The organism is Demequina sp. NBRC 110053 (genome assembly GCF_002090095.1).
In the GTDB taxonomy this organism is placed as follows: Bacteria; Actinomycetota; Actinomycetes; order Actinomycetales; family Demequinaceae; genus Demequina.
Genome location: NZ_BBRJ01000003.1, coordinates 430,771 through 449,518, shown reverse-complemented (window position 1 = coordinate 449,518; position 18,748 = coordinate 430,771). Strand labels below are relative to the sequence as shown.

General features: G+C 70.6%; 20 protein-coding genes. 14 read left to right on the top strand and 6 right to left on the bottom strand.

Features of this window, described 5'->3' with window-relative positions:
• Positions 1 to 21 precede the first annotated feature (21 nt).
• The 13 genes from B7K22_RS11275 (at position 22) to B7K22_RS11215 (ending at position 14,305) form a co-directional block, all read left to right on the top strand.
• On the top strand, positions 22 to 795 hold the full coding sequence (locus B7K22_RS11275; protein WP_084040357.1) for an amino acid ABC transporter ATP-binding protein: 774 nt from the start codon (positions 22 to 24) through the stop codon (positions 793 to 795).
• Between the two features lie 48 nt (positions 796 to 843).
• Entirely contained in the window at positions 844 to 1,707 is an 864-nt protein-coding gene (locus B7K22_RS11270; protein WP_084040355.1) for a glutamate ABC transporter substrate-binding protein, read from the top strand.
• A 67-nt stretch (positions 1,708 to 1,774) separates the two neighbouring features.
• Positions 1,775 to 2,428 carry an amino acid ABC transporter permease gene (locus B7K22_RS11265; protein WP_084040354.1) on the top strand — a complete coding sequence of 218 codons (654 nt, stop codon included), beginning with the start codon at positions 1,775 to 1,777 and terminating at the stop codon, positions 2,426 to 2,428.
• Positions 2,425 to 3,351: an amino acid ABC transporter permease gene (locus tag B7K22_RS11260; RefSeq protein WP_084040352.1), complete on the top strand. Its 927-nt coding sequence runs from the start codon at positions 2,425 to 2,427 to the stop codon at positions 3,349 to 3,351. The genes B7K22_RS11265 and B7K22_RS11260 overlap by 4 nt, the downstream gene beginning before the upstream one ends.
• A 189-nt stretch (positions 3,352 to 3,540) precedes the next feature.
• Complete coding sequence (locus tag B7K22_RS11255) at positions 3,541 to 4,656, top strand: alcohol dehydrogenase catalytic domain-containing protein (protein WP_084040350.1); 1,116 nt, start codon at positions 3,541 to 3,543, stop codon at positions 4,654 to 4,656.
• A 149-nt stretch (positions 4,657 to 4,805) separates the two neighbouring features.
• The gene (gene rpsO / locus B7K22_RS11250) at positions 4,806 to 5,075 is read left to right on the top strand and encodes a 30S ribosomal protein S15 (RefSeq protein ID WP_084040348.1); all 270 of its coding nucleotides are present in this window, start codon (positions 4,806 to 4,808) and stop codon (positions 5,073 to 5,075) included.
• 313 nt (positions 5,076 to 5,388) lie between these two features.
• Positions 5,389 to 7,602 carry a polyribonucleotide nucleotidyltransferase gene (locus B7K22_RS11245; protein ID WP_084040346.1) on the top strand — a complete coding sequence of 738 codons (2,214 nt, stop codon included), beginning with the start codon at positions 5,389 to 5,391 and terminating at the stop codon, positions 7,600 to 7,602.
• A 279-nt stretch (positions 7,603 to 7,881) separates the two neighbouring features.
• The gene (locus tag B7K22_RS11240) at positions 7,882 to 8,268 is read left to right on the top strand and encodes an SMR family transporter (RefSeq protein ID WP_084040344.1); all 387 of its coding nucleotides are present in this window, start codon (positions 7,882 to 7,884) and stop codon (positions 8,266 to 8,268) included.
• Between the two features lie 127 nt (positions 8,269 to 8,395).
• Complete coding sequence (locus B7K22_RS11235) at positions 8,396 to 9,847, top strand: UbiA family prenyltransferase (RefSeq protein ID WP_084040342.1); 1,452 nt, start codon at positions 8,396 to 8,398, stop codon at positions 9,845 to 9,847.
• A gap of 174 nt (positions 9,848 to 10,021) precedes the next feature.
• Positions 10,022 to 11,542 (top strand): hypothetical protein, encoded by a 1,521-nt coding sequence (locus tag B7K22_RS11230; protein ID WP_144276405.1) that lies wholly within the window; start codon positions 10,022 to 10,024, stop codon positions 11,540 to 11,542.
• A 21-nt stretch (positions 11,543 to 11,563) separates the two neighbouring features.
• Entirely contained in the window at positions 11,564 to 12,883 is a 1,320-nt protein-coding gene (locus B7K22_RS11225) for a pitrilysin family protein (RefSeq protein ID WP_084040339.1), read from the top strand.
• 204 nt (positions 12,884 to 13,087) lie between these two features.
• Positions 13,088 to 13,831, top strand: a complete 744-nt coding sequence (gene dapB, locus B7K22_RS11220; RefSeq protein WP_084040514.1) for a 4-hydroxy-tetrahydrodipicolinate reductase — start codon at positions 13,088 to 13,090, stop codon at positions 13,829 to 13,831.
• The gene (locus tag B7K22_RS11215; RefSeq protein WP_084040337.1) at positions 13,832 to 14,305 is read left to right on the top strand and encodes a hypothetical protein; all 474 of its coding nucleotides are present in this window, start codon (positions 13,832 to 13,834) and stop codon (positions 14,303 to 14,305) included.
• A gap of 2 nt (positions 14,306 to 14,307) precedes the next feature.
• On the opposite strand, the gene B7K22_RS11210 is transcribed toward B7K22_RS11215, so the two are convergent.
• Positions 14,308 to 14,802, bottom strand: coding sequence for a GNAT family N-acetyltransferase (locus B7K22_RS11210; protein ID WP_084040335.1), 495 nt, complete (start codon positions 14,800 to 14,802; stop codon positions 14,308 to 14,310).
• A gap of 44 nt (positions 14,803 to 14,846) precedes the next feature.
• Between B7K22_RS11210 and B7K22_RS11205 the strand changes: the two genes are divergently transcribed.
• Complete coding sequence (locus tag B7K22_RS11205; protein WP_084040333.1) at positions 14,847 to 15,614, top strand: ZIP family metal transporter; 768 nt, start codon at positions 14,847 to 14,849, stop codon at positions 15,612 to 15,614.
• Between the two features lie 18 nt (positions 15,615 to 15,632).
• On the opposite strand, the gene B7K22_RS11200 is transcribed toward B7K22_RS11205, so the two are convergent.
• The 5 genes from B7K22_RS11200 to B7K22_RS11180 form a co-directional block, all read right to left on the bottom strand.
• Positions 15,633 to 15,956 carry an AzlD domain-containing protein gene (locus B7K22_RS11200; protein ID WP_084040331.1) on the bottom strand — a complete coding sequence of 108 codons (324 nt, stop codon included), beginning with the start codon at positions 15,954 to 15,956 and terminating at the stop codon, positions 15,633 to 15,635.
• Complete coding sequence (locus B7K22_RS11195; RefSeq protein ID WP_084040329.1) at positions 15,953 to 16,642, bottom strand: AzlC family ABC transporter permease; 690 nt, start codon at positions 16,640 to 16,642, stop codon at positions 15,953 to 15,955. The genes B7K22_RS11200 and B7K22_RS11195 overlap by 4 nt, the downstream gene beginning before the upstream one ends.
• Before the next feature lie 205 nt (positions 16,643 to 16,847).
• Complete coding sequence (locus B7K22_RS11190) at positions 16,848 to 17,417, bottom strand: GNAT family N-acetyltransferase (protein ID WP_084040327.1); 570 nt, start codon at positions 17,415 to 17,417, stop codon at positions 16,848 to 16,850.
• Entirely contained in the window at positions 17,414 to 18,085 is a 672-nt protein-coding gene (locus B7K22_RS11185; protein WP_159448855.1) for a GNAT family N-acetyltransferase, read from the bottom strand. The genes B7K22_RS11190 and B7K22_RS11185 overlap by 4 nt, the downstream gene beginning before the upstream one ends.
• Positions 18,086 to 18,240: 155 nt before the next feature.
• Positions 18,241 to 18,747 (bottom strand): dihydrofolate reductase, encoded by a 507-nt coding sequence (locus B7K22_RS11180; RefSeq protein ID WP_084040324.1) that lies wholly within the window; start codon positions 18,745 to 18,747, stop codon positions 18,241 to 18,243.
• Between the last annotated feature and the right edge of the window lies 1 nt (position 18,748).

Sequence of the window (18,748 nt, the reverse complement as noted above, 5' to 3'; positions counted from 1 at the left end):
GAAGGCGGCTATGGTCAAGGGATGGACGAAAGCCCTGGAAGCGCCGGAGTGGCGGACAGCACGCACCTGGTCGTTCTCGAAGCGGTGAACAAGCACTTCGGCGATCTGCATGTCCTCAAGGACATCGACCTGACGGTCGCCAAGGGCGAGGTCGTGATCGTGATCGGTCCCTCGGGCTCGGGCAAGTCCACGCTGTGCCGGGCCATCAACCGCCTCGAGACCATCGACTCCGGCACGATCAAGATCGATGGCGTCACCCTGCCTGACGAGGGCAAGCCGCTCGCGCGCCTGCGTGCGGACGTGGGCATGGTCTTCCAGTCCTTCAACCTGTTCGCGCACAAGACCATCCTCGAGAACGTGACGCTCGGGCCCATCAAGGTCAAGGGCACGCCCAAGGCGCAGGCCCGCGAGGAGGCGATGGCCCTGCTCGAGCGCGTCGGAGTCGCGAACCAGGCCGACAAGTATCCGGCACAGCTGTCCGGGGGCCAGCAGCAGCGCGTCGCCATCGCCCGGTCTCTCGCGATGAAGCCCAAGGTGATGCTCTTCGACGAGCCCACGTCGGCCCTGGATCCCGAGATGATCAACGAGGTCCTCGACGTGATGACGGACCTGGCCAAGGAGGGCATGACGATGATCGTCGTGACACACGAGATGGGCTTCGCGCGCAAGGCCGCGAATCGCGTGGTGTTCATGGCCGACGGCGCCATTCAGGAGGAGGCGACGCCCGAGGAGTTCTTCACGAACCCCCAGTCGGAGCGGGCCAAGGACTTCCTGTCCAAGATCTTGACGCACTAGTGCGTGAGGGCCCCGGGCGATCCTCGGGGCGGGAGAAGAGGAGAGACAATGCTGAAGAAGACCAGGATGGCCGCGCTGGGCGCGGCGGCCGCGATCGTGCTGGCGGCGTGCTCGTCCGGCGACGGCGAGACCGAGGACGTCGAGGCGGGGGACTTCCCCGAAGGCTCGACCATGGCCGAGCTCGCCGAGGCCGGCTCGATCACGATCGGCACCAAGTTCGACCAGCCGCTGTTCGGTCTGCTCGCGCCCAGCGGAGACCCGGAGGGCTTCGATGTGGAGATCGGCACGATCATCGCCGGCGAGCTCGGCATCTCCGAGGACAACATCGAGTGGGTCGAGACCGTGTCCGCCAACCGCGAGCAGTTCATCGAGGACGGCACCGTCGACATCGTCGTGGCGACGTACACGATCAACGATGAGCGCAAGGAGCGCATCAGCTTCGCGGGCCCGTACTACAACGCCGGCCAGGCGCTGATGGTGCTCGCGGACAACGAGGACATCACCTCGCCCGACGACCTCGCCGGCAAGAACGTGTGCTCCGTCGAGGGGTCGACGCCCGCGCAGAACATCGCGGACAACTACCCGGAGGCGGAGCTCTCGCTGTTCGCGGCGTACACGGACTGCCTCGAGCCCCTGCGCAACGGGCAGGTCGACGTGGTGACGACCGACAACGTGATCCTCGCTGGCTACGTCGCGGAGGACGACGCCTTCAAGGTCGCAGGCGAGCCCTTCACCGAGGAGCCGTACGGCATCGGCCTCGAGCGCGAGGACACCGAGTTCCGCAACTGGATCAACGACGTGCTCGAGGAGATCTTCGAGGACGGTCGCTGGCTCGAGGCGTGGAACGAGACCGCCGGCACCGTGCTGCCCGAGCCGGAGGCCCCCACCGTCGATCGGTACGAGGTCAGCTGACCGTCGTCCTGTGCGTGGCCCCTCGGCCTGAGGGGCCACGCACAGTCATCACCTGTCAGGAGAGCGCGTGCAGACGTTCATCGCCGAGTTCGGCTTCATCTGGGGAGCCTTCCTCGCGACCCTGTCGCTGACGGCGCTGTCGGGCGCGCTCGCGCTGCTGGGAGGGATCGTCCTCGCCGCCTTTCGGGTGTCGCCCATCGGCCCGCTGCGCACCTTCGCCACCGTGTACGTCGAGATCGTCCGCAACACGCCGCTCACCCTGATGTTCTTCTTCTGGGTGTTCGTGGCGCCTGCCTTCGGGTTCGTCTTCCCGCAGCTCGGCTTCTGGCCGGCCATCGTGTCGCTCAGCATCTACACGAGCGCCTTCGTGTGCGAGGCGATGCGCTCGGGCATCAACTCGGTGGGGATCGGGCAGGCCGAGGCGGCCAGGTCCATCGGGTTCACCTTCGGGCAGACCCTGTCGCAGGTGGTGCTGCCGCAGGCGTGGAGGTCGGCGATCCCGCCGCTCATCTCGGTGCTCATCGCGCTCACGAAGAACACCTCTGTTGCGGCGGGGTTCGCCTTCACTGAGCTCACGGCATCGTCGCAGCGCCTCATCAATGCGAATCCGGTCGACGGCATGTGGATCTTCTTCGGCATCGGCCTCATGTACCTGGTCATCACCATCCCGCTGGGAGTGCTCGCTGGCAGCATCGAGAAGAAGGTGGCGTTCGCGCGATGAAGTCTGAAGCCTCCGTCCTCTACGACGCGCCCGGCCCCAAGGCGATCCGACGCGACCGCGTGTACAACGTGGTCTTCTCGCTCGCGTTCCTCGTACTGTTCGGCTACCTCGCGTACCGGATGTACCGCAACGGCATCTTCGACGAGCGCTGGCTCATCTTCATCGACCCGCCCAAGGGCCAGGACGCCGTCGACGTCTGGCTGTCGCTGTGGCGCGGTCTCCTCGCGACGCTCACCGCCGCAGCGATCGCCGCGCCCATCGCGCTGCTGTTCGGCGGGCTCGTCGCGGTGCTGCGCCGAGGCGCGCGCCGGCGCCTGCTCAGCGGATCGGCGGCGGTCACGACCGAGCTCGCGCGCGGCCTGCCCGTGCTGCTGCTGATGTTCCTCGCCAAGCTCGTGTTCGGCTGGTCGCCGTTGTGGTCCGTGGTCTTCGGGCTGGTGGTCTACAACGCCGCCGTCGTCGCCGAGATCCTGCGCGCCGGCCTCGCGGCGCTGCCGAAGGGCCAGCGCGAGGCGGGGCTCAGCGTGGGCCTCTCATCCATGCGGACGACCGTGCTCATCGAGATGCCGCAGGCGGTCCGCATCATGCTGCCCGCCCTGGTGAGCCAGATCGTGGTGCTGCTCAAGGACACCTCGCTGGGCTACATCGTCGGCTACCAGGAGCTGCTGCGGGTGGTGAAGCTCAACCGTGACTACTTCGGCGACTACTACACGGTGCCGCTGTTCATCGCCGGGGCGCTGGTGTACATCCTGATCAACCTGTCGATCTCGCGCCTCGCGATCTGGCTCGAGGGCCGCATGCGCCGGTCGAAGCACACCGTGAGGAACGGCGACGACTCGGCCGCCATGCACGAGGGCGGTGCCGAGGCCAGCCGCCTGGCCGCGAACACCGGCCGGGCCGCCGAGGGCAGGCTCGGACCCTAGGGGCGGACGTCGCCGACAGGACGCCGGGGACACCACGGTGGGCGTAGGCCTGCCGGATCCCCGCACGCCGCACCTCGGACGCTGCCGGTGCGAGCGCGGCGGTGAACGCCGCCTGAACAGTGCGTGAACCTTCCGGCGAAGGCGCGCGCAGTCCTTGTCACAGGGGACGTCACCGGAGACATTCGCTCCATGGCCGAAGCGACACACCGACCCGCGACCGCGACGGTTCCGATCGCGCCGGCTCCTGAGGTGCCGCTCGACGCGTCAGTGGCCCTCTGGCGGGGCGGAGGCGACCTCGAGGTCGCGGCGGCGGCCATACCGGAGGTGGGACCGGGCGAGGTGCTCGTCGAGATGGCCTGCGCCACCGTGTGCGGCTGCGTTCGGCGAGTGATGGAGGAGCGACGCTTCGGCGGAGCTCCCACCATCCTCGGGCATGAAGGCGTGGGCGCGGTGGTGGCGACCGGCGGGCCCGTCCTCGACGTCGACGGCTACGCGATCGCCGTCGGCGACCGACTTGTGTGGCTCGCCCGCACGTCCTGCGGCGAGTGCCGCCGCTGTCGGGCGGGGGACACGGCCTCGTGTGCGGGCGCGCGGGAGGTCGGGTCGGAACCCGTCACGCAGGCGGCACCGCTGTCCGGTGCGTTCGCGACGCACGCGGTGCTCCCGAGCGGCGCTGCTCTCGCGCGCATCCCCTCCTGGGGCCCCGATGCGCTGCTGAGCCCTGCGGGTTGCGCCATCGCTCGTGCGGCAGCGGCGGTGGACCGGGTCGGTCCGGTCGCTGGACTGCGCGTCACGGTGGTGGGCGCCGGCCTGATCGGGCTTGCGGCGCTCGCCCTCGCGAGCGAGCAGGGCGCGGCGTCATGCGTCGCGGTCGAACCGCAGGCCTCGCGGCGCCTGCGGGCGCAGGAGTTCGGAGCCGACCTGGCCATCGACCCCGCCGCCCGGATGCCGGCGAGCGACGCCGTCATCGTCACGTGCGGCTCCGGATCCGCGCTCACGTCCGGGCTGGGCATGCTCGCGCGCGGAGGCTCGATGGTGCTGCTGGGTCCCCTGGACGGTGGGCAGTCGGCGCTCGACGGCGCGCGAATGGCGCGGGAGGGGCTGAGCGTGCGCGGAGTGGTGGGCCCCGAGCCGCGGCACCTCGCCCACGCCGTCGAGCTGCTCGTGTCGACCCATGCCGTGCGACCGTGGGCAGCCCTCATCGGGGCGCCCGTCCCGCTCGAGCGCACAGCCGCAGCCGTGCTGGCAGGCGACGCCACCGACCTGCGGGGAGCGATCGTCCCGGCGAGGCGCGTCGAGAGCTGAGCCGACGCATCGGCCGCGTGCAGGGTCCGTCGCGCGCGACCGCCCCCGTCCTGTACCATAGGACGTCGCCGTGAAACGGCCGCGGATCCCAGTGCCCCGGAGAACCAGCCCGGGTGCGCCGCGCAACGAGACAAGAAACAGGAGTGCGCATGCCTCTCGACGCAGCCACCAAGCAGTCCATCATGACCGAGTACGCCACGTCCGAGGGTGACACCGGTTCGCCCGAGGTGCAGGTCGCGCTCCTCAGCCAGCGCATCAAGGACCTCACCGAGCACCTCAAGAAGCACAAGCACGACCACCACTCGCGTCGTGGCCTGCTGCTGCTCGTCGGTCAGCGCCGCAACCTGCTGAACTACCTGCAGCGTGTCGACATCGAGCGTTACCGCTCGTTGATTGAGCGCCTGGGCCTGCGTCGCTGAGACGCGCCCGGTGCGCTCGGCCCGGCTGCTCCCTCCTCACGGAGGTCGAGCGGCCGGGTCTTTCGCTTGTCGGGCCCGTGCATCGTCGATCTCGGGTCCGTCCTGATAGCATAGATGCGGCCCGCCACCCCTGGCGGCGCCCAACTTCATACACCTGGCAGGCCAGCTGGACGCTGATCCTCGGTGGAGATGGGCAGAATTCCCGCGCGTGAGACGCGGACACGAATCTGAGCATGTCGACTGACGATCAGTGAGGCAACTAGCCCCTTGAGTTCGGCCGTGCCTGCTCCATAACGATTGGAGCGACTTCCTGATGGAAGGTCCCGAGATCCAGTACGCCGAGGCGACCATCGACAATGGCTCGTTCGGCACCCGCACCGTCCGCTTCGAAACCGGACGCCTCGCCAAGCAGGCCGCCGGCTCGACCGCCGCGTACCTCGACGGCGAGACCATGCTGCTGTCAGCCACCACGGCAGGCAAGCACCCCCGCGACGGCTTCGACTTCTTCCCCCTGACCGTGGACGTCGAGGAGCGCTCGTACGCCGCCGGCAAGATCCCCGGCTCGTTCTTCCGCCGCGAGGGCCGTCCCTCGACGGACGCGATCCTCACGTGCCGCCTCATCGACCGCCCGCTGCGCCCGTCCTTCGTCTCGGGCCTGCGCAACGAGGTCCAGGTCGTCATCGACGTCCTCGCGATCCACCCCGACGACGCGTACGACACGCTCGCCATCAACGCCGCGTCCATGTCGACGCAGCTGTCCGGCCTGCCCTTCTCCGGCCCCATCGGGGGCGTGCGCATCGCGCTCATCGACGGCCAGTGGGTGTGCTTCCCGCGCTACTCCGAGAAGGAGCGCGCGGTGTTCGACATGGTCGTGGCCGGCCGCATCGTCGGTGACGACGTCGCGATCATGATGGTCGAGGCCGAGGCCACCGACGACTCCTTCAACCTGATCTCCGAGGGCGCCCAGGCTCCCACCGAGGAGGTCGTGGCCGAGGGCCTCGAGGCCGCCAAGCCCTTCATCCGCGCCCTGTGCGAGGCCCAGCAGCAGCTGGCCGACAAGGCCGCCAAGGAGACGGTGGAGTTCCCGCGCTTCCTCGACTACCAGGACGACGTCTTCGCGGCCGTCGAGCCGCACGTGGCAGGCGACCTCACCGAGGCGCTGCAGATCGCGGACAAGCAGACCCGCGAGAACCGCCTCGACGAGATCAAGGCCGCCGCGCTCGAGCACTTCGCCACGCAGTTCGAGGGACGCGAGAAGGAGGTGTCCGCCGCGATCCGCTCGGTCACCAAGCAGACCATCCGCCAGCGCATCCTCAAGGACGGCGTCCGCATCGACGGTCGTGGGCTCGCGGACATCCGCCCGCTGTCGGCCGAGGTCGGCCCCATCCCGCGCGTGCACGGCTCCGCCATCTTCGAGCGCGGCGAGACCCAGATCATGGGCATCACCACGCTGAACATGCTCAAGATGGAGCAGCAGATCGACTCCTTCAACCCGGAGACGAAGAAGCGCTACATGCACCACTACAACTTCCCGCCGTTCAGCACCGGCGAGACCGGTCGCGTGGGCTCGCCCAAGCGCCGCGAGATCGGCCACGGCGCGCTCGCCGAGCGTGCCCTGGTGCCGGTGCTGCCGTCGCGTGAGGACTTCCCGTACGCGATCCGTCAGGTGTCCGAGGCGCTCGGCTCGAACGGCTCGACCTCGATGGGCTCGGTGTGCGCCTCGACGCTCGCCATGCTCAACGCGGGCGTGCCGCTCAAGGCCCCCGTCGCTGGCATCGCGATGGGCCTCGTCTCCGACACGGTCGACGGCGAGACCCGCTACGCGGCGCTGACGGACATCCTGGGCGCCGAGGACGCGTTCGGCGACATGGACTTCAAGGTCGCCGGCACGTCCGAGTTCGTCACCGCGATCCAGCTGGACACCAAGCTCGACGGCATCCCCGCATCGGTGCTCGCCGGCGCGCTGGGCCAGGCCAAGGACGCGCGCCTGCACATCCTGGGCGTCATGGAGCAGGCCATCTCCGAGCCCGACGAGATGAGCCCGCACGCACCCCGCATCATCACGGTGCGCGTGCCCGTGGACAAGATCGGCGAGGTCATCGGCCCCAAGGGCAAGATGATCAACCAGATCCAGGACGACACCGGTGCCGACATCTCGATCGAGGACGACGGCACGGTGTTCATTGGCGCCGTCGACGGCCCGTCGGCCGAGGCCGCGCGCGCGGCGATCAACGCGATCGCCAACCCGCACGTGCCCGAGGTGGGCGAGCGCTTCGTCGGCACCGTCGTCAAGACCGTCGCTTTCGGTGCGTTCATCTCGCTCAGCCCCGGCAAGGACGGCCTGCTGCACATCTCGCAGATCCGCAAGCTCGTGGGCGGCAAGCGCGTCGACAACGTCGAGGACGTCCTGTCGATCGGCCAGAAGATCCAGGTCGAGATCAACGAGGTCGACCCGCGCGGCAAGCTGTCGCTGGGCGTCGTCGAGGAGGGCTCGTCCGAGGACGCGTCCGAGGAGGCTGGCGAGTAGTCGCCTGGTTCCCACTCATCCCGAGGGCGGTCCTGGCGCGGTTCACGCGCCGGGGCCGCCCTTGGGCGTACCCGGCACGATTCAGCGCTGGGTCACCACGGGTCGTCGGCGCATCGGCCCGCGTGACGCCGCGCTGTGCAGGTCCCTGCGGGTCGTACGAGGATCGACCCGCAGCTTCCGGCGGCGGACGGACGGCCGATGCGCGGAGGACGAGCCCTCGCCACGCACCGGTCGGTAGACTGCCGCGCACGAGGGCGTCCTCGTGGGGGGAGCGGGCTGATGGGACTCGGCGCAGGCGTGTGGGCGACGCTGCTCGCGGGCGTCGCGCTCAATGCGGGCGCCCAACTGCTGCTCAAGGCGGGCACCACCGCGCTGGGGGAGACCCTGTTCCGGGCCGACGCCGTGCTGGGCAGCGTGGCGCGCATCGTCTTCCAACCGCTGATCCTCACCGGGCTGGTCTGCTATGTCGTCAGCTTCGGACTCTGGATCGCCGTGCTCTCGAAGGCGCCGTTCAGTGTCGCCTATCCGATGCTCTCGCTCGGCTTCGTCGCCAACGCGCTCGTCGCGGCGGCAGTGTTCGGGGAGCCCTTGACGGTCATGAAGGTGGCGGGGATCGGGCTCATCGTCGTGGGGGTGTTCGTCCTCTCGCGCGCGTCCGCCCCATGACCGTCCTCGAGCGCGCCCGCTCGCGACGCTGTGGCGAGCTCATGGCGGAGCACCTGTGGTCACCGGTGCCCGTGCCGTAGTGTGGCGCTTGCGTCAGAGCGGGGCGTTGAGGGAGGGGCGAGGCGCGATGTCCGACACTGGGGAGACGGCGACGTACCCGGAGGTGCGATGCCTCGCGGTGGACGTCGACGGCACGCTGATCTCCACAGATCTCCTGTGGGAGTCGGCTCTCCGGTACCTGCTGATGACTCCCAGCGCGACCATCGACATGGTCCGGTGGGTCTCGCGAGGCCGTGCGGTGCTCAAGACGGAGCTGGCGGCTCGAGTCGAGCTCGACGCGGCGACGCTGCCGTACTCCGCTCCCGTGATCGACTACGTGGCCGACGCGCGCGGCCGTGGAGCGCGCGTGATCCTTGCCACGGCGGCGGCTCGGCCCTATGCGGAGGACATCGCCCGTCACCTCGGAGGCTTCGAGGCGGTGCTCGCGTCCGATGGCGACTTCGGCAACCTTCGCTCCGAGCACAAGGCGGCGGCCATCGATCGCTACTTCGATGGCGAGCCGTGGGCCTACATCGGCGACTCCGCTCGGGACGAGCCGGTGTGGGAGCGTGCCGCTGAGGTGATCACCGTCGACGCTGCGCCGCGGGTCCTCACGGCGACCGGACGGCTCGGCAAGCCGACCGTTCGACTCCGCCGCGAGCACGCCCCGGCAACTCTCGGCGCCTGGTGGAGGCAGCTCAGAGTGCATCAGTGGGCCAAGAACGTCCTGGTGCTCGTCCCACTCCTCGCCGCGCACCTGTGGACCGACCTCGACGCCGTGGTCGCGGCGCTCGTCGCGTTCCTCGCCTTCGGCCTCGTGGCGTCGTCCGCCTACCTGTGGAACGACCTTCTCGACCTGCAGAGCGACCGCGCCCACGCCACGAAGCGCTTGCGGCCTCTCGCGGCAGGTCAGATCGCGATTCCGTGGGCCGTCGTCGCGACGGTCGCGATGACGGTGGCCGCCGTCGCGCTCGGCGCGCTCGTCGGCCGGGCGTTCCTCGGCACGCTGCTCGTCTATGCCGCCGTCACGACCTTCTACTCGCTCTATCTCAAACGCAAGATCATCGCGGACGTCGTCACCCTCGCCCTCCTGTACACGTGGCGCATCGTCGCCGGCAGCGCGGCGGTCATGGTGGCGCCATCGATCTGGATCCTCGCCTTCTCGACGTTCCTCTTTCTGTCGCTGGCTCTCATGAAGCGCTACAGCGACTTCAGGAACCACGGCGACCTCGCGTGGGGCCGCGGATACGACATCGGCGATGCTCAGGTGTTCCTGAGCACGGGCCCGGCCTCGGGCCTCATCGCCGCTCTCGTGCTGGTGCTCTACATGGATTCGCCACAGGTCGCACAGAGCTATTCGCTTCCGTATGCGCTGTGGGCGCTGGTGCCGCTGTTCGTGTACTGGCTGACGAGGGCCTGGCTGCTGGCCGCGCGCGGGCACATGAACGACGATCCCATCCTGTTCGCGCTTCGCGACCGCAACTCGCGCATCACGATCGTGCTGGCCATTGTGATCGTGCTCACGGCGGTGATCGCCTAGACAACGGCCGTGCCGTCGCTACACTGACGATCGTCACCACGCTGGGGGAATGGGGTCGGACGTGGTTCTCGTGACGGGTGCGCGTGTGGTGCCGCTCGGCGGCGTCGCTCACGCTGCAGCGCGAGGATCGGGGCGGGCCAGCCGCGACGTCGCATGGGCTCGACGGGCCGCGGCATGACGGGCGCGCGGCTGGCACGTCGCTTGCGGACGCTGGCGTGGGTCGCCTTGGGCACCGCGGCGCTGGCGGTCGCGTACGCTCCTGCGTGGAGCGCTCCGCTGTTCAGCGATGACCTGCAGCTCTCGCACGAGGCCTACCCCCAGTTCGATGGGTCGTACGCCACGGCCCTCACCGAGTCGTGGGTCACGGGGTGGCAGCCGAATCGCTTCAGCCCGGTGGGCCGCTTCTTCTCGTACACGTTCCACTTCGCGATGCACGACCTCGCGGTCCGATCGGGCCTCTCGATGGAGCTGTGGTACCGCGGGGCGGGACTGGCCATGCTCGTGGCCCTGTCCGCGGCGGCGGCACTCACGCTTGTGGCTGCGGCGCGGTTCGTGGCGCGCGCGAATGGGTGGCTGCGCTGCTCGCGCGCCTATGCGGCCGTGTCGATCGCGATAGCGGTGCTGATCCAGCTGCACCCGTGGTCGACCGACGGGCTTCTCTCCATCTTCGATGTCGGACTGGGTGCGGGGGTGCTGTCGCTGCTCGTCGTCGCAGCAGGGCTGTGGGCAGTGGGCTCGCAACGGCCGCTGTGGCTCGTCGCGAGCGTCGTCGGCGTCGTTGCCGTGTGCGGGGTGCTGTTCTACGAGACGATCGCGGCCGCCGTGGCGGCGACGGCGATCGCCTACGGATGGGCGTTCGTCAGCGAGCGTCGCGCGGCCCGCCCCGGTCGCCGTCCCCTCATGCTCGGCCTCGTAGGCGTCGTCATCCCTGCGCTCGTCTTCGTCGCGGGGCGCATCTATGTCTCCACTCTCGACCTCGCGGAGTACGCGGGCACCGACGTCGCCCTCCGCCCCGAGGGCGTCGCCGTGCTCGCGCGGCTGACAGGAGCGACCGTTCCTGGGTACGGACTCCGCGAGCTCATGGCCATGACGGGAGGACTGCGCGTCACGTCACTGGTCCTGGTGTGCGCCTTCGCGCTCATCATGATCGTGGCCGCGGCGCTGATCCTCGCACGCCGTCGCCGTGCGCTCACCGTGAACCGCCGCGCGTGGGTCATCGTCGCGATGCTGGGGACCCTCGTGCTGCTGACCTACGCGATGCACTCCTTCACCGAGAAGTACATCCGGGAGATCGTGTTCCCCGGCAGGGTGTACATCTCGTACGTCACCGGCGTCGCGGTGGTCGCGATCGTGCTCGCGGCACTGGCGCTCTCCGTCCGGCCGCGCGTCGCGGAGCGATGGGGCATGGTCGTGCTGCCGGCACTCGGCGCCTGGGTGGTCGTCCAGCAGGCGGCGAACTGGTCGGCGGTCGAGACCTTCGCATCGCAGTCGGAGGCGGTGAGCGCGCTGTCAGCCGCCGTCGTCGAGTGGAATCCGGACGAGGCGGCGCGGTGCGTCGTCATGGAGCGGTGGGTCGAGACGAGCGGTGAGGACCCGCGCCTCGTTCATCGGGTGGTCACGGGCGCGAATGACGCCTACACCCTGGACTTCGGCGAGCCGTTCTGCGATGAGGTGAGGCTGCCGGCCTCGCTCTGAGGGGCGCGTAGGCTCACCCGTATGCCTCACGCCCTTCCCCTCGTCTCCGCGTCCTCGCTGGGCGCCCACCTCACCGTCGAGCAGGACCAGGGCGCGGTGATCCAGCGCTCGGTGCTGCCGGGCGGCGTGCGCGTGCTGACGGAGCACATCCCCGGCATGCGGTCGGCCACCTTCGGCGCGTGGGTGGGTGTGGGCAGCCGCGACGAGACTCCCGAGCATGCCGGCTCCACCCACTTCCTCGAGCATCTGCTGTTCAAGGGCACGGCCCGTCGCAGCGCGCTCGACATCGCCGAGGCCTTCGACCGCGTGGGAGGCGAGTCCAACGCGCTGACCGGCAAGGAGTACACCTGCTACTACGCGCGCACCATCGACACCGACCTGCCGCTCGCGGTGGACGTGATCCTCGACATGGTGACGTCGGCGCGGCTCGACCAGGCGGACTTCGACATGGAGCGCGGGGTCATCCTCGAGGAGCTCGCGATGGCCGAGGACGACCCGGGCGACGTCGTTCACGAGCGCTTCACCGAGGCGGTGCTCGCCGGCCACCCGCTGGGCCGGCCCATCGGCGGCACGCCCGACATCATCCGCTCCGTGTCGCGAGATGCGGTGTGGGAGCACTACCAGCAGCACTACGGACCGGCCGGGCTCATCGTCACCGCGGCCGGCAACGTCCACCACGAGACGGTGTGCGAGCTCGTGGCCGATGCGCTGGTCGCCGGCGGCTGGAACCTCACGGGTGAGACCGCGCCCGTGGACCGGCGTGACACTTTCGCCGAGGTCGACGCGGCGATCACCCCTTCCGTGCGGATCACCCGCGATCTCGAGCAGTCGCACGTGATGCTCGGCTCGCGCGGGTTCCGCGCCACCGATGAGCGCCGCGCGACGCTCGGAGTCATGAACGCGATCCTCGGAGGCGGAATGTCGTCCCGGCTGTTCCAGGAGATCCGTGAGAGGCGTGGCCTCACGTACGCGGTCTACTCGTTCGGGGCGCCCAACGCAGAGACCGGCATCTGGGGCATGTACGCCGCGTGCAACCCGTCCAACGCCGACGAGGTCGAGCGGCTGCTCGCAGCCGAGCTCGAGCGGCTCTCCGAGGGCGTCAGCGCCGAGGAGCTCGCCAAGGCCAAGGGCCAGATCGCCGGCACCACGGTGCTGCGGCTCGAGGACTCCTACTCGCGCATGTCCAGGCTGGGGAAGGCCGAGCTGGTGTTCGGCGAGCTGTGGTCGATAGGCGAGTCGCTCGACCAGGTGCGCGCGGTGACGGCCGATGCGGTGGTGGGCCTGGCAGCCGAGCTCGCCTCGCGGGAGCGCGTCTCGGTGCGGGTGGGTCCCGGGGCGTGACAATGCGTGGCGCGCTGTGCGCGCTCTGTCGCAGCGCCATCGCAGGCCCTGTGCCGCGCGCCATGGAAAGCACAGAGTTCCGGCCTCGCGCCCGCCCCGGCACCGAGTGACCGCCAGCGCGCCCGACGGCCCGCGTGCCGGCATGTTCCTCCGGGTGAGGGAGCATGCGCGATGGCGACGCGCGTGGCCGTTAGGCTCGAGGCCATGATCAATGTCGCCGTGCTGGGCGCCTCGGGGCGCATGGGTTCCCACACCGTTCGAGCCGTCGAGGCCGCCGATGACCTCACGATGGTCGCGGCCCTGGACGCCGACGACGAGATCGCCGCGGCCGTCCACGCCAGGGCCGAGGTCGCCGTGGACTTCACGGTGCCGGACGTGACCGAGGCCAACGTCCACGCGCTCATCGACGCCGGCATCCACGCGGTGGTCGGCACCACGGGGTGGACGCAGGAGTCGCTCGCGCGCGTCGACGAGCACCTGCGCGAGCGCCCCGAACTGGGCGTGCTGGTCGCGCCCAACTTCGCGCTGGGTGCGGTGCTCGCGATGCGATTCGCCGCCGCGGCGGCGCCCTACTTCGAGTCTGCCGAGGTGGTCGAGCTCCACCATCCCGACAAGGTGGATGCGCCCTCAGGCACGGCGCTGCACACCGCGCGGGGCATCGCCGCGGCGCGCGCGCAGGCGGGAGCGCCCGCGATGCCGGACGCCACCACCCACGACCCCGACGGCGCCCGCGGAGCGAACGTCGACGGCGTCCACGTGCATGCCGTGCGGCTGCGCGGCATGGTCGCCCACGAGGAGATCATGTTCGGCAATCCCGGCGAGGCGTTCACGATCCGCACCGACAGCTTCGACCGCATCTCGTTCATGCCAGGAGTGCTGCTGGGCGTGCGCGAGGTCGCGGGCCACCCTGGCCTCACGGTGGGCCTCGACCGCTACATGTCGCTGTAGATGAAGCTGTTCCGCAACCCTGCTTTCCTGGCGGCCGTCGCGATGACGGTGATCGTCGCGCTGTACTTCGCGTTCGTCGCGGATTTCGCCTTCGCGTTCCTGGGCGCACCCGAGACCGCGGCGAAGCTGCTGGGAGGCGCGCTGCTGGTCCTCCCCGCAGTCGGGGTGTGGTGGCTCTTCCATGAGTGGCGGCTCGGCATCGACACGCAGCGGATGGCGACCCAGCTCGAACGCGAGGGCCGGCTGCCGATCGGCGGGGGAGAGACCACCCCGTCCGGCCGGCTCACCGACGAGGCCGCCGAGGCGGCGTTCGAGGTCGCGCGGCTGGGCGCCGAGCAGAACCCCGATGACTGGCGCGCGTGGTTCCACGTCGCCCATGCGTACGACGACAATCGCGACCGCTCGATGGCACGCAGGTCCATGCGCCACGCGGCCGAGCTGTTCCGCGCCGAGCGCAAGCGCGACCGCGGCTGACGTCAGTCGCCGAGCTCGGCGCGGTACATGACCTCGGTGAGCTCGCCGTCGGGACCCTCCATGCCGCGCCTGACGCCCCCCTCGCCCAGCCCGGCGCCGGTCAGGAAGGCCCGGCGCGCATCGTCGCCCTGCAGCGCCCATGCGCGAACGCTCGTCCCGCCCTGGATCCGTACCGTGTCGACGCACGCCGCCAGCAGGCGGGAGCCGTGACCGTGGCGGCGGTGCTCGGGCGCGACCTCGAGCGCGACGATCTCGCCTGCTGGGCCGAGCGCGGCGAAGCCGACCACGTGCGGCCCATCGGTGGCGACGAACACCCTGTGCTCGCGTGACGGCGGCGACTCCACGGCCGCCTGCCAGGTGGCGAGCACCTGGTCTCGAGGGATCTGCGCGACAGCCGCGGCCCCGACGAGGCCGTGCCAGGCGGCGAGCTGGATGGCGGCGATCGCCTCCTCGTCCCCTGGGACGGCGGGTCGGGCGGAGACGTCGGCGGTGGGCATGCCCACCAGCGTACGCGCCGTGGGCCGCGCGCTAGCCTGGGGTGATGGTCGTCGGCACTGCTGCGCTCGCCGCGCTCGTGGGCGTCGGAGCTCTCCTGATCGGAGCGGCGATCGCGTGGCGATGGGACGTGGCGCAGCGCGTGATCGCCGGCGTGATGGCGTTCGGTGCGGGCGTGCTGATCGCGACCCTCGCGCTCGAGCTCGTCGCGGAGGCGCACGAGGCGGGAGGCGTGTGGCCCGTCGCGCTCGGCTTCGCCGGGGGTGCCCTCCTCTACGTGGGCGGTGACGCGTGGGTCAAGCGCGTGGCGAAGCGGCGCCGCGACCCGTCGGATGAGCCGTCGGGCTCACGCAACGCGACCGCGCGGCGCGGCGGCGACGGCTCCGGCGGGGGAGCGCCCATCGCCGTGGGCGCGCTGCTGGACGGGATTCCCGAGGCGATCGTGATCGGCCTCGCGGCGGCGAGCGGCGGCTTCCCCGTCGCTATCGTCGCCGCGATCGGCCTGAGCAACGTCCCGGAGGGCCTGGCGGGCACCGTGCCGCTGCGGCGATCGGGTCGCGGCCCGGCCTTCGTGTTCGGGCTGTGGGGCGGCATCACGGCGCTCGCGGTCATCGCGGCTGTCGCCGCCGTGCTGTTCCTGCAGGGAGCCTCGGGAGCGACCGTCGCGGTGATCCAGTCCGTGGCCGCGGGGGCGCTGCTCGCAATGGTGTGCAACGCGATGATCCCCGAGGCGTTCGACGAGGATCACTGGGCCACGGGTCTGATCGCGACGGCGGGCTTCCTCGTGGCGTTCGCCCTGGGCGAGCTGCTCTAGGCGTACGTAGTCAGGGCGTCAGCCCCAGCCGAGCCAGCGCAGCGCCGCCGCCACGACAGCGGCGGCCAGCACCACGACGATGAAGGGCGCCCTCCGCCACAGCAGCACGGCTGCCACCGCGACGGCGGCGACCCGGGCGTCCACGACCACGGACGAGCCCGCCGTGAAGGCCTGCACGGCGAACAGCGCGCTCAGCAGGGCCACGGTGACGAAGGCCGCGATGCGGTGCACGCGAGGGTTCTCGAGCCACGCCTCGGGCACGGTGTGGCCCGCGAGCTTGGTCAGCCACGCGAGCAGTCCGGCGGCGACGATCGCTGCCCACAGGAGGGCGTAGGCGCTCACTCGGGAACCTCCGCTCGGCTCCGTGGCGCGCGCCAGCCCGCGGCGATGGCGACGAGGGCGGCGGCCAGGATCGGCAGTCCCGCGGGCAGCACGGGCGTGAGCAGCAAAGCGAGGACAGCCGATGCGCCCGCCACCGCCTGCGCGGCCCGCGAGGCGAGGCGCGGCCACAGCAGTCCCAGGAACGCGGCTGCCGCGGCAGCATCGAGTCCCCACTGCGCGGGATCGCCGATGCGCGAGCCGAGCACAGCACCCACGACGGTGACCGCGTTCCACAGCGCGAACACGCCCACGCCGGTCCACCAGAACCCGGCGCGCCTGGCCGGAACGTCGTCGGCCGGCTGGGCGAGGGCGACCGCGGTCGACTCGTCGATGGTCACCTGGCTCGCCCAGGCGAGCCGGAGGCCGCGCATGGGCCTCAGGACGGGCGCGAGGCCCACGCCGTAGAACCCGTTGCGCAGTCCCAGAACGGTGCTGGTCGCCACGGCGGCGCCGGGCGAGCCGCCCGCGGCGATCACTCCGACGAACGCGAACTGCGAGCCGCCCGAGAACACCAGCAGACTCAGCGCCATCGTCTGCCACACGTCGAGGCCGGCCGCCACCGACAAGGCGCCAAAGCTGATCGCGTACGCACCCGTCGCGAGCGACACCGACACCGCCTGCTGGCGGACGGGGGACAGGCGCTGCATGCGCTCATCCTGGCACGCGGCGCGGGGGCCGCTGCCGGGCGAGGTGGCTCCTGCCTGGCTGGCGCCGGCCTCGTCAGGCGAGCATGGACCGAAGTCGCAGATGAACTGTCGCGGTCGCGTGCTGCCAAACGGGGAGTCGCCGCTCGACGCGCAGATCATCTGCGACTTCCGTACGCGGGAGGGCGGACGGGGGCGGGGCACCGCTTCAGCGCGCGAGCCAGCCCCCGTCGGCGACCCACACGTTCATGAGCGGTGGCTCTCCGGCATCGTCGAGGTAGGACTGCTGCGTCGACTCGAACGCGTAGCCGGCGCGGCGCGCGACGGCGTTGGAAGCGTCGTTCGCCTCGTCGGCCCAGATCTCGAGCCGCGGGAGTCCCAGCGTCGCGAGCCCCACATGAGTGAGCACACGCGCGGCCTCGGTCGCATAGCCGCAGCCCGTGTGGGTGACGCCGAGCCAGTAGCCCACCTCGATGCACCCCGCGCTCGCGCCGGGCACGAGCGCCGCACTGCCCAGCAGCATCCCGTCGCCAGCATAGGTGATCGCGTAGTGAGCCTCGGAGCCGGCGCGCAGCTGCTCGCCCAGGGCGCCGAGGTCTCTCCGTCGCTGGTCCATCGGATGCGGCTCGTCGGCAGCCCACGGCTGCCACGGCAGGAGGTGGTCGATCGAGGACATGACGAGCGCATCGAAGGCCTCCGCGTCCGCAGCCTCGAACGCCCGCAGCACCAGCCGCCGGGTCTCGATGCGGGTCGGAACGCCCGCGAGCGATGGCGTCATGCGGGCCAGGCGATCTGCGACCCCGCGGCATCGAAGGCCAGCGGGCGCGGCCACGACGCGAGCGGCTCACGCGACAGCGTCTCTCGCGAAGCCCGCCACGTGACGGCCGGCACCATGGCACCATCGTCCGCGCATTCGCGGCTCGCGGCCACCGGTGCGCCGGCATCGAACAGCGGCGCACGGGCGCGCTCCTCACGCACGAAGCCCAGACGCGAGGGGATCGCGCCCGACCGCACATTCGTCTGGGCGTGAGCGATGTCGACCAGGTCGGCGCCCGCCAGCTCAAGCCCCACCCGTGTGAGCGCGGCCACGGCCTCCGTGACGAGGCCGCGTCCCTCGTGGCCCGCATCGATCCAGTAGCCGATCTCGAGTCGGTCAGGGTCGGTGCGCACGTGGAAGCCGGTGCCACCGACGAGTTCGGCCTCGCCGCCTTGCAGGAAGATGCCCATCGTGAAGTCGGTATCCGCGTCCCACTTGCCGTTCACGTCCGCGATCCATGCGCGCCGCTGTTCCACTGTCTGCGGCTCGAACGCGATCCACTCCATGTACCGGCGCAGGTGGTCCATGTTGCGGGGCACCACGGCGGCGAGCGCCTCGGCGTCCGTGGCGACGTACGGGCGCAGCACCAGTCGCTCGGTCTCGATGCGCTGCGGCACGGCGTAGGGCATGCGGTCATCCTGCCAGCCACAGGCGCTAGAGTGACGCACTATGAGCGACGACAGACGGCAGCGCCGCACGCGCCTGGTGGCAGGAGTGACGATCGCCGCGCTGATCCTCACCGCCACAGGCGGGTTCCTCATCAGCGCGATCTTCTAGCGGGCGGTCACCGCCTCGCGTAGGTCAGGAAGCGGTACCGCGTCCCGGTGCGCGAGGTCGCCCATTCTCCTTCTTCAGTGGGCTCCCACGCCGCACCGTCGATCGCGGGTGCGAAGGTGTCGCCATCGACCTCGAGGTCGATCTCGGTGACCTCGAGGAGGTCCAGGCGCTCCATCGCCTCGGCGTAGACGCGTCCGCCGCCGATGACCCACGCATCGCGCCCCTCGGCGAGCCGTGCCGCGGCGACGAGGGCTTCGTCGAGCGACCCGACCACCGCATCGGCCCCGTCGATCGCACCGCCCGTGGTGATCACGACGTTCACCCGGCCAGGGAGGGGCCGAAACCGCGCCGGGAAGGACTCCCAGGTGCGCCGGCCCATGATGACGGGAGCCCCGGTCGTGAGCTCCTTGAAGTGCGCCAGGTCCTCGGGCAGGTGCCACGGCATGTCGCCGGCCGAGCCGATGACCGGACGCCCAAAGCCGTCGCGCGCCTGCGCCCAGATCGCCTTGAGCATG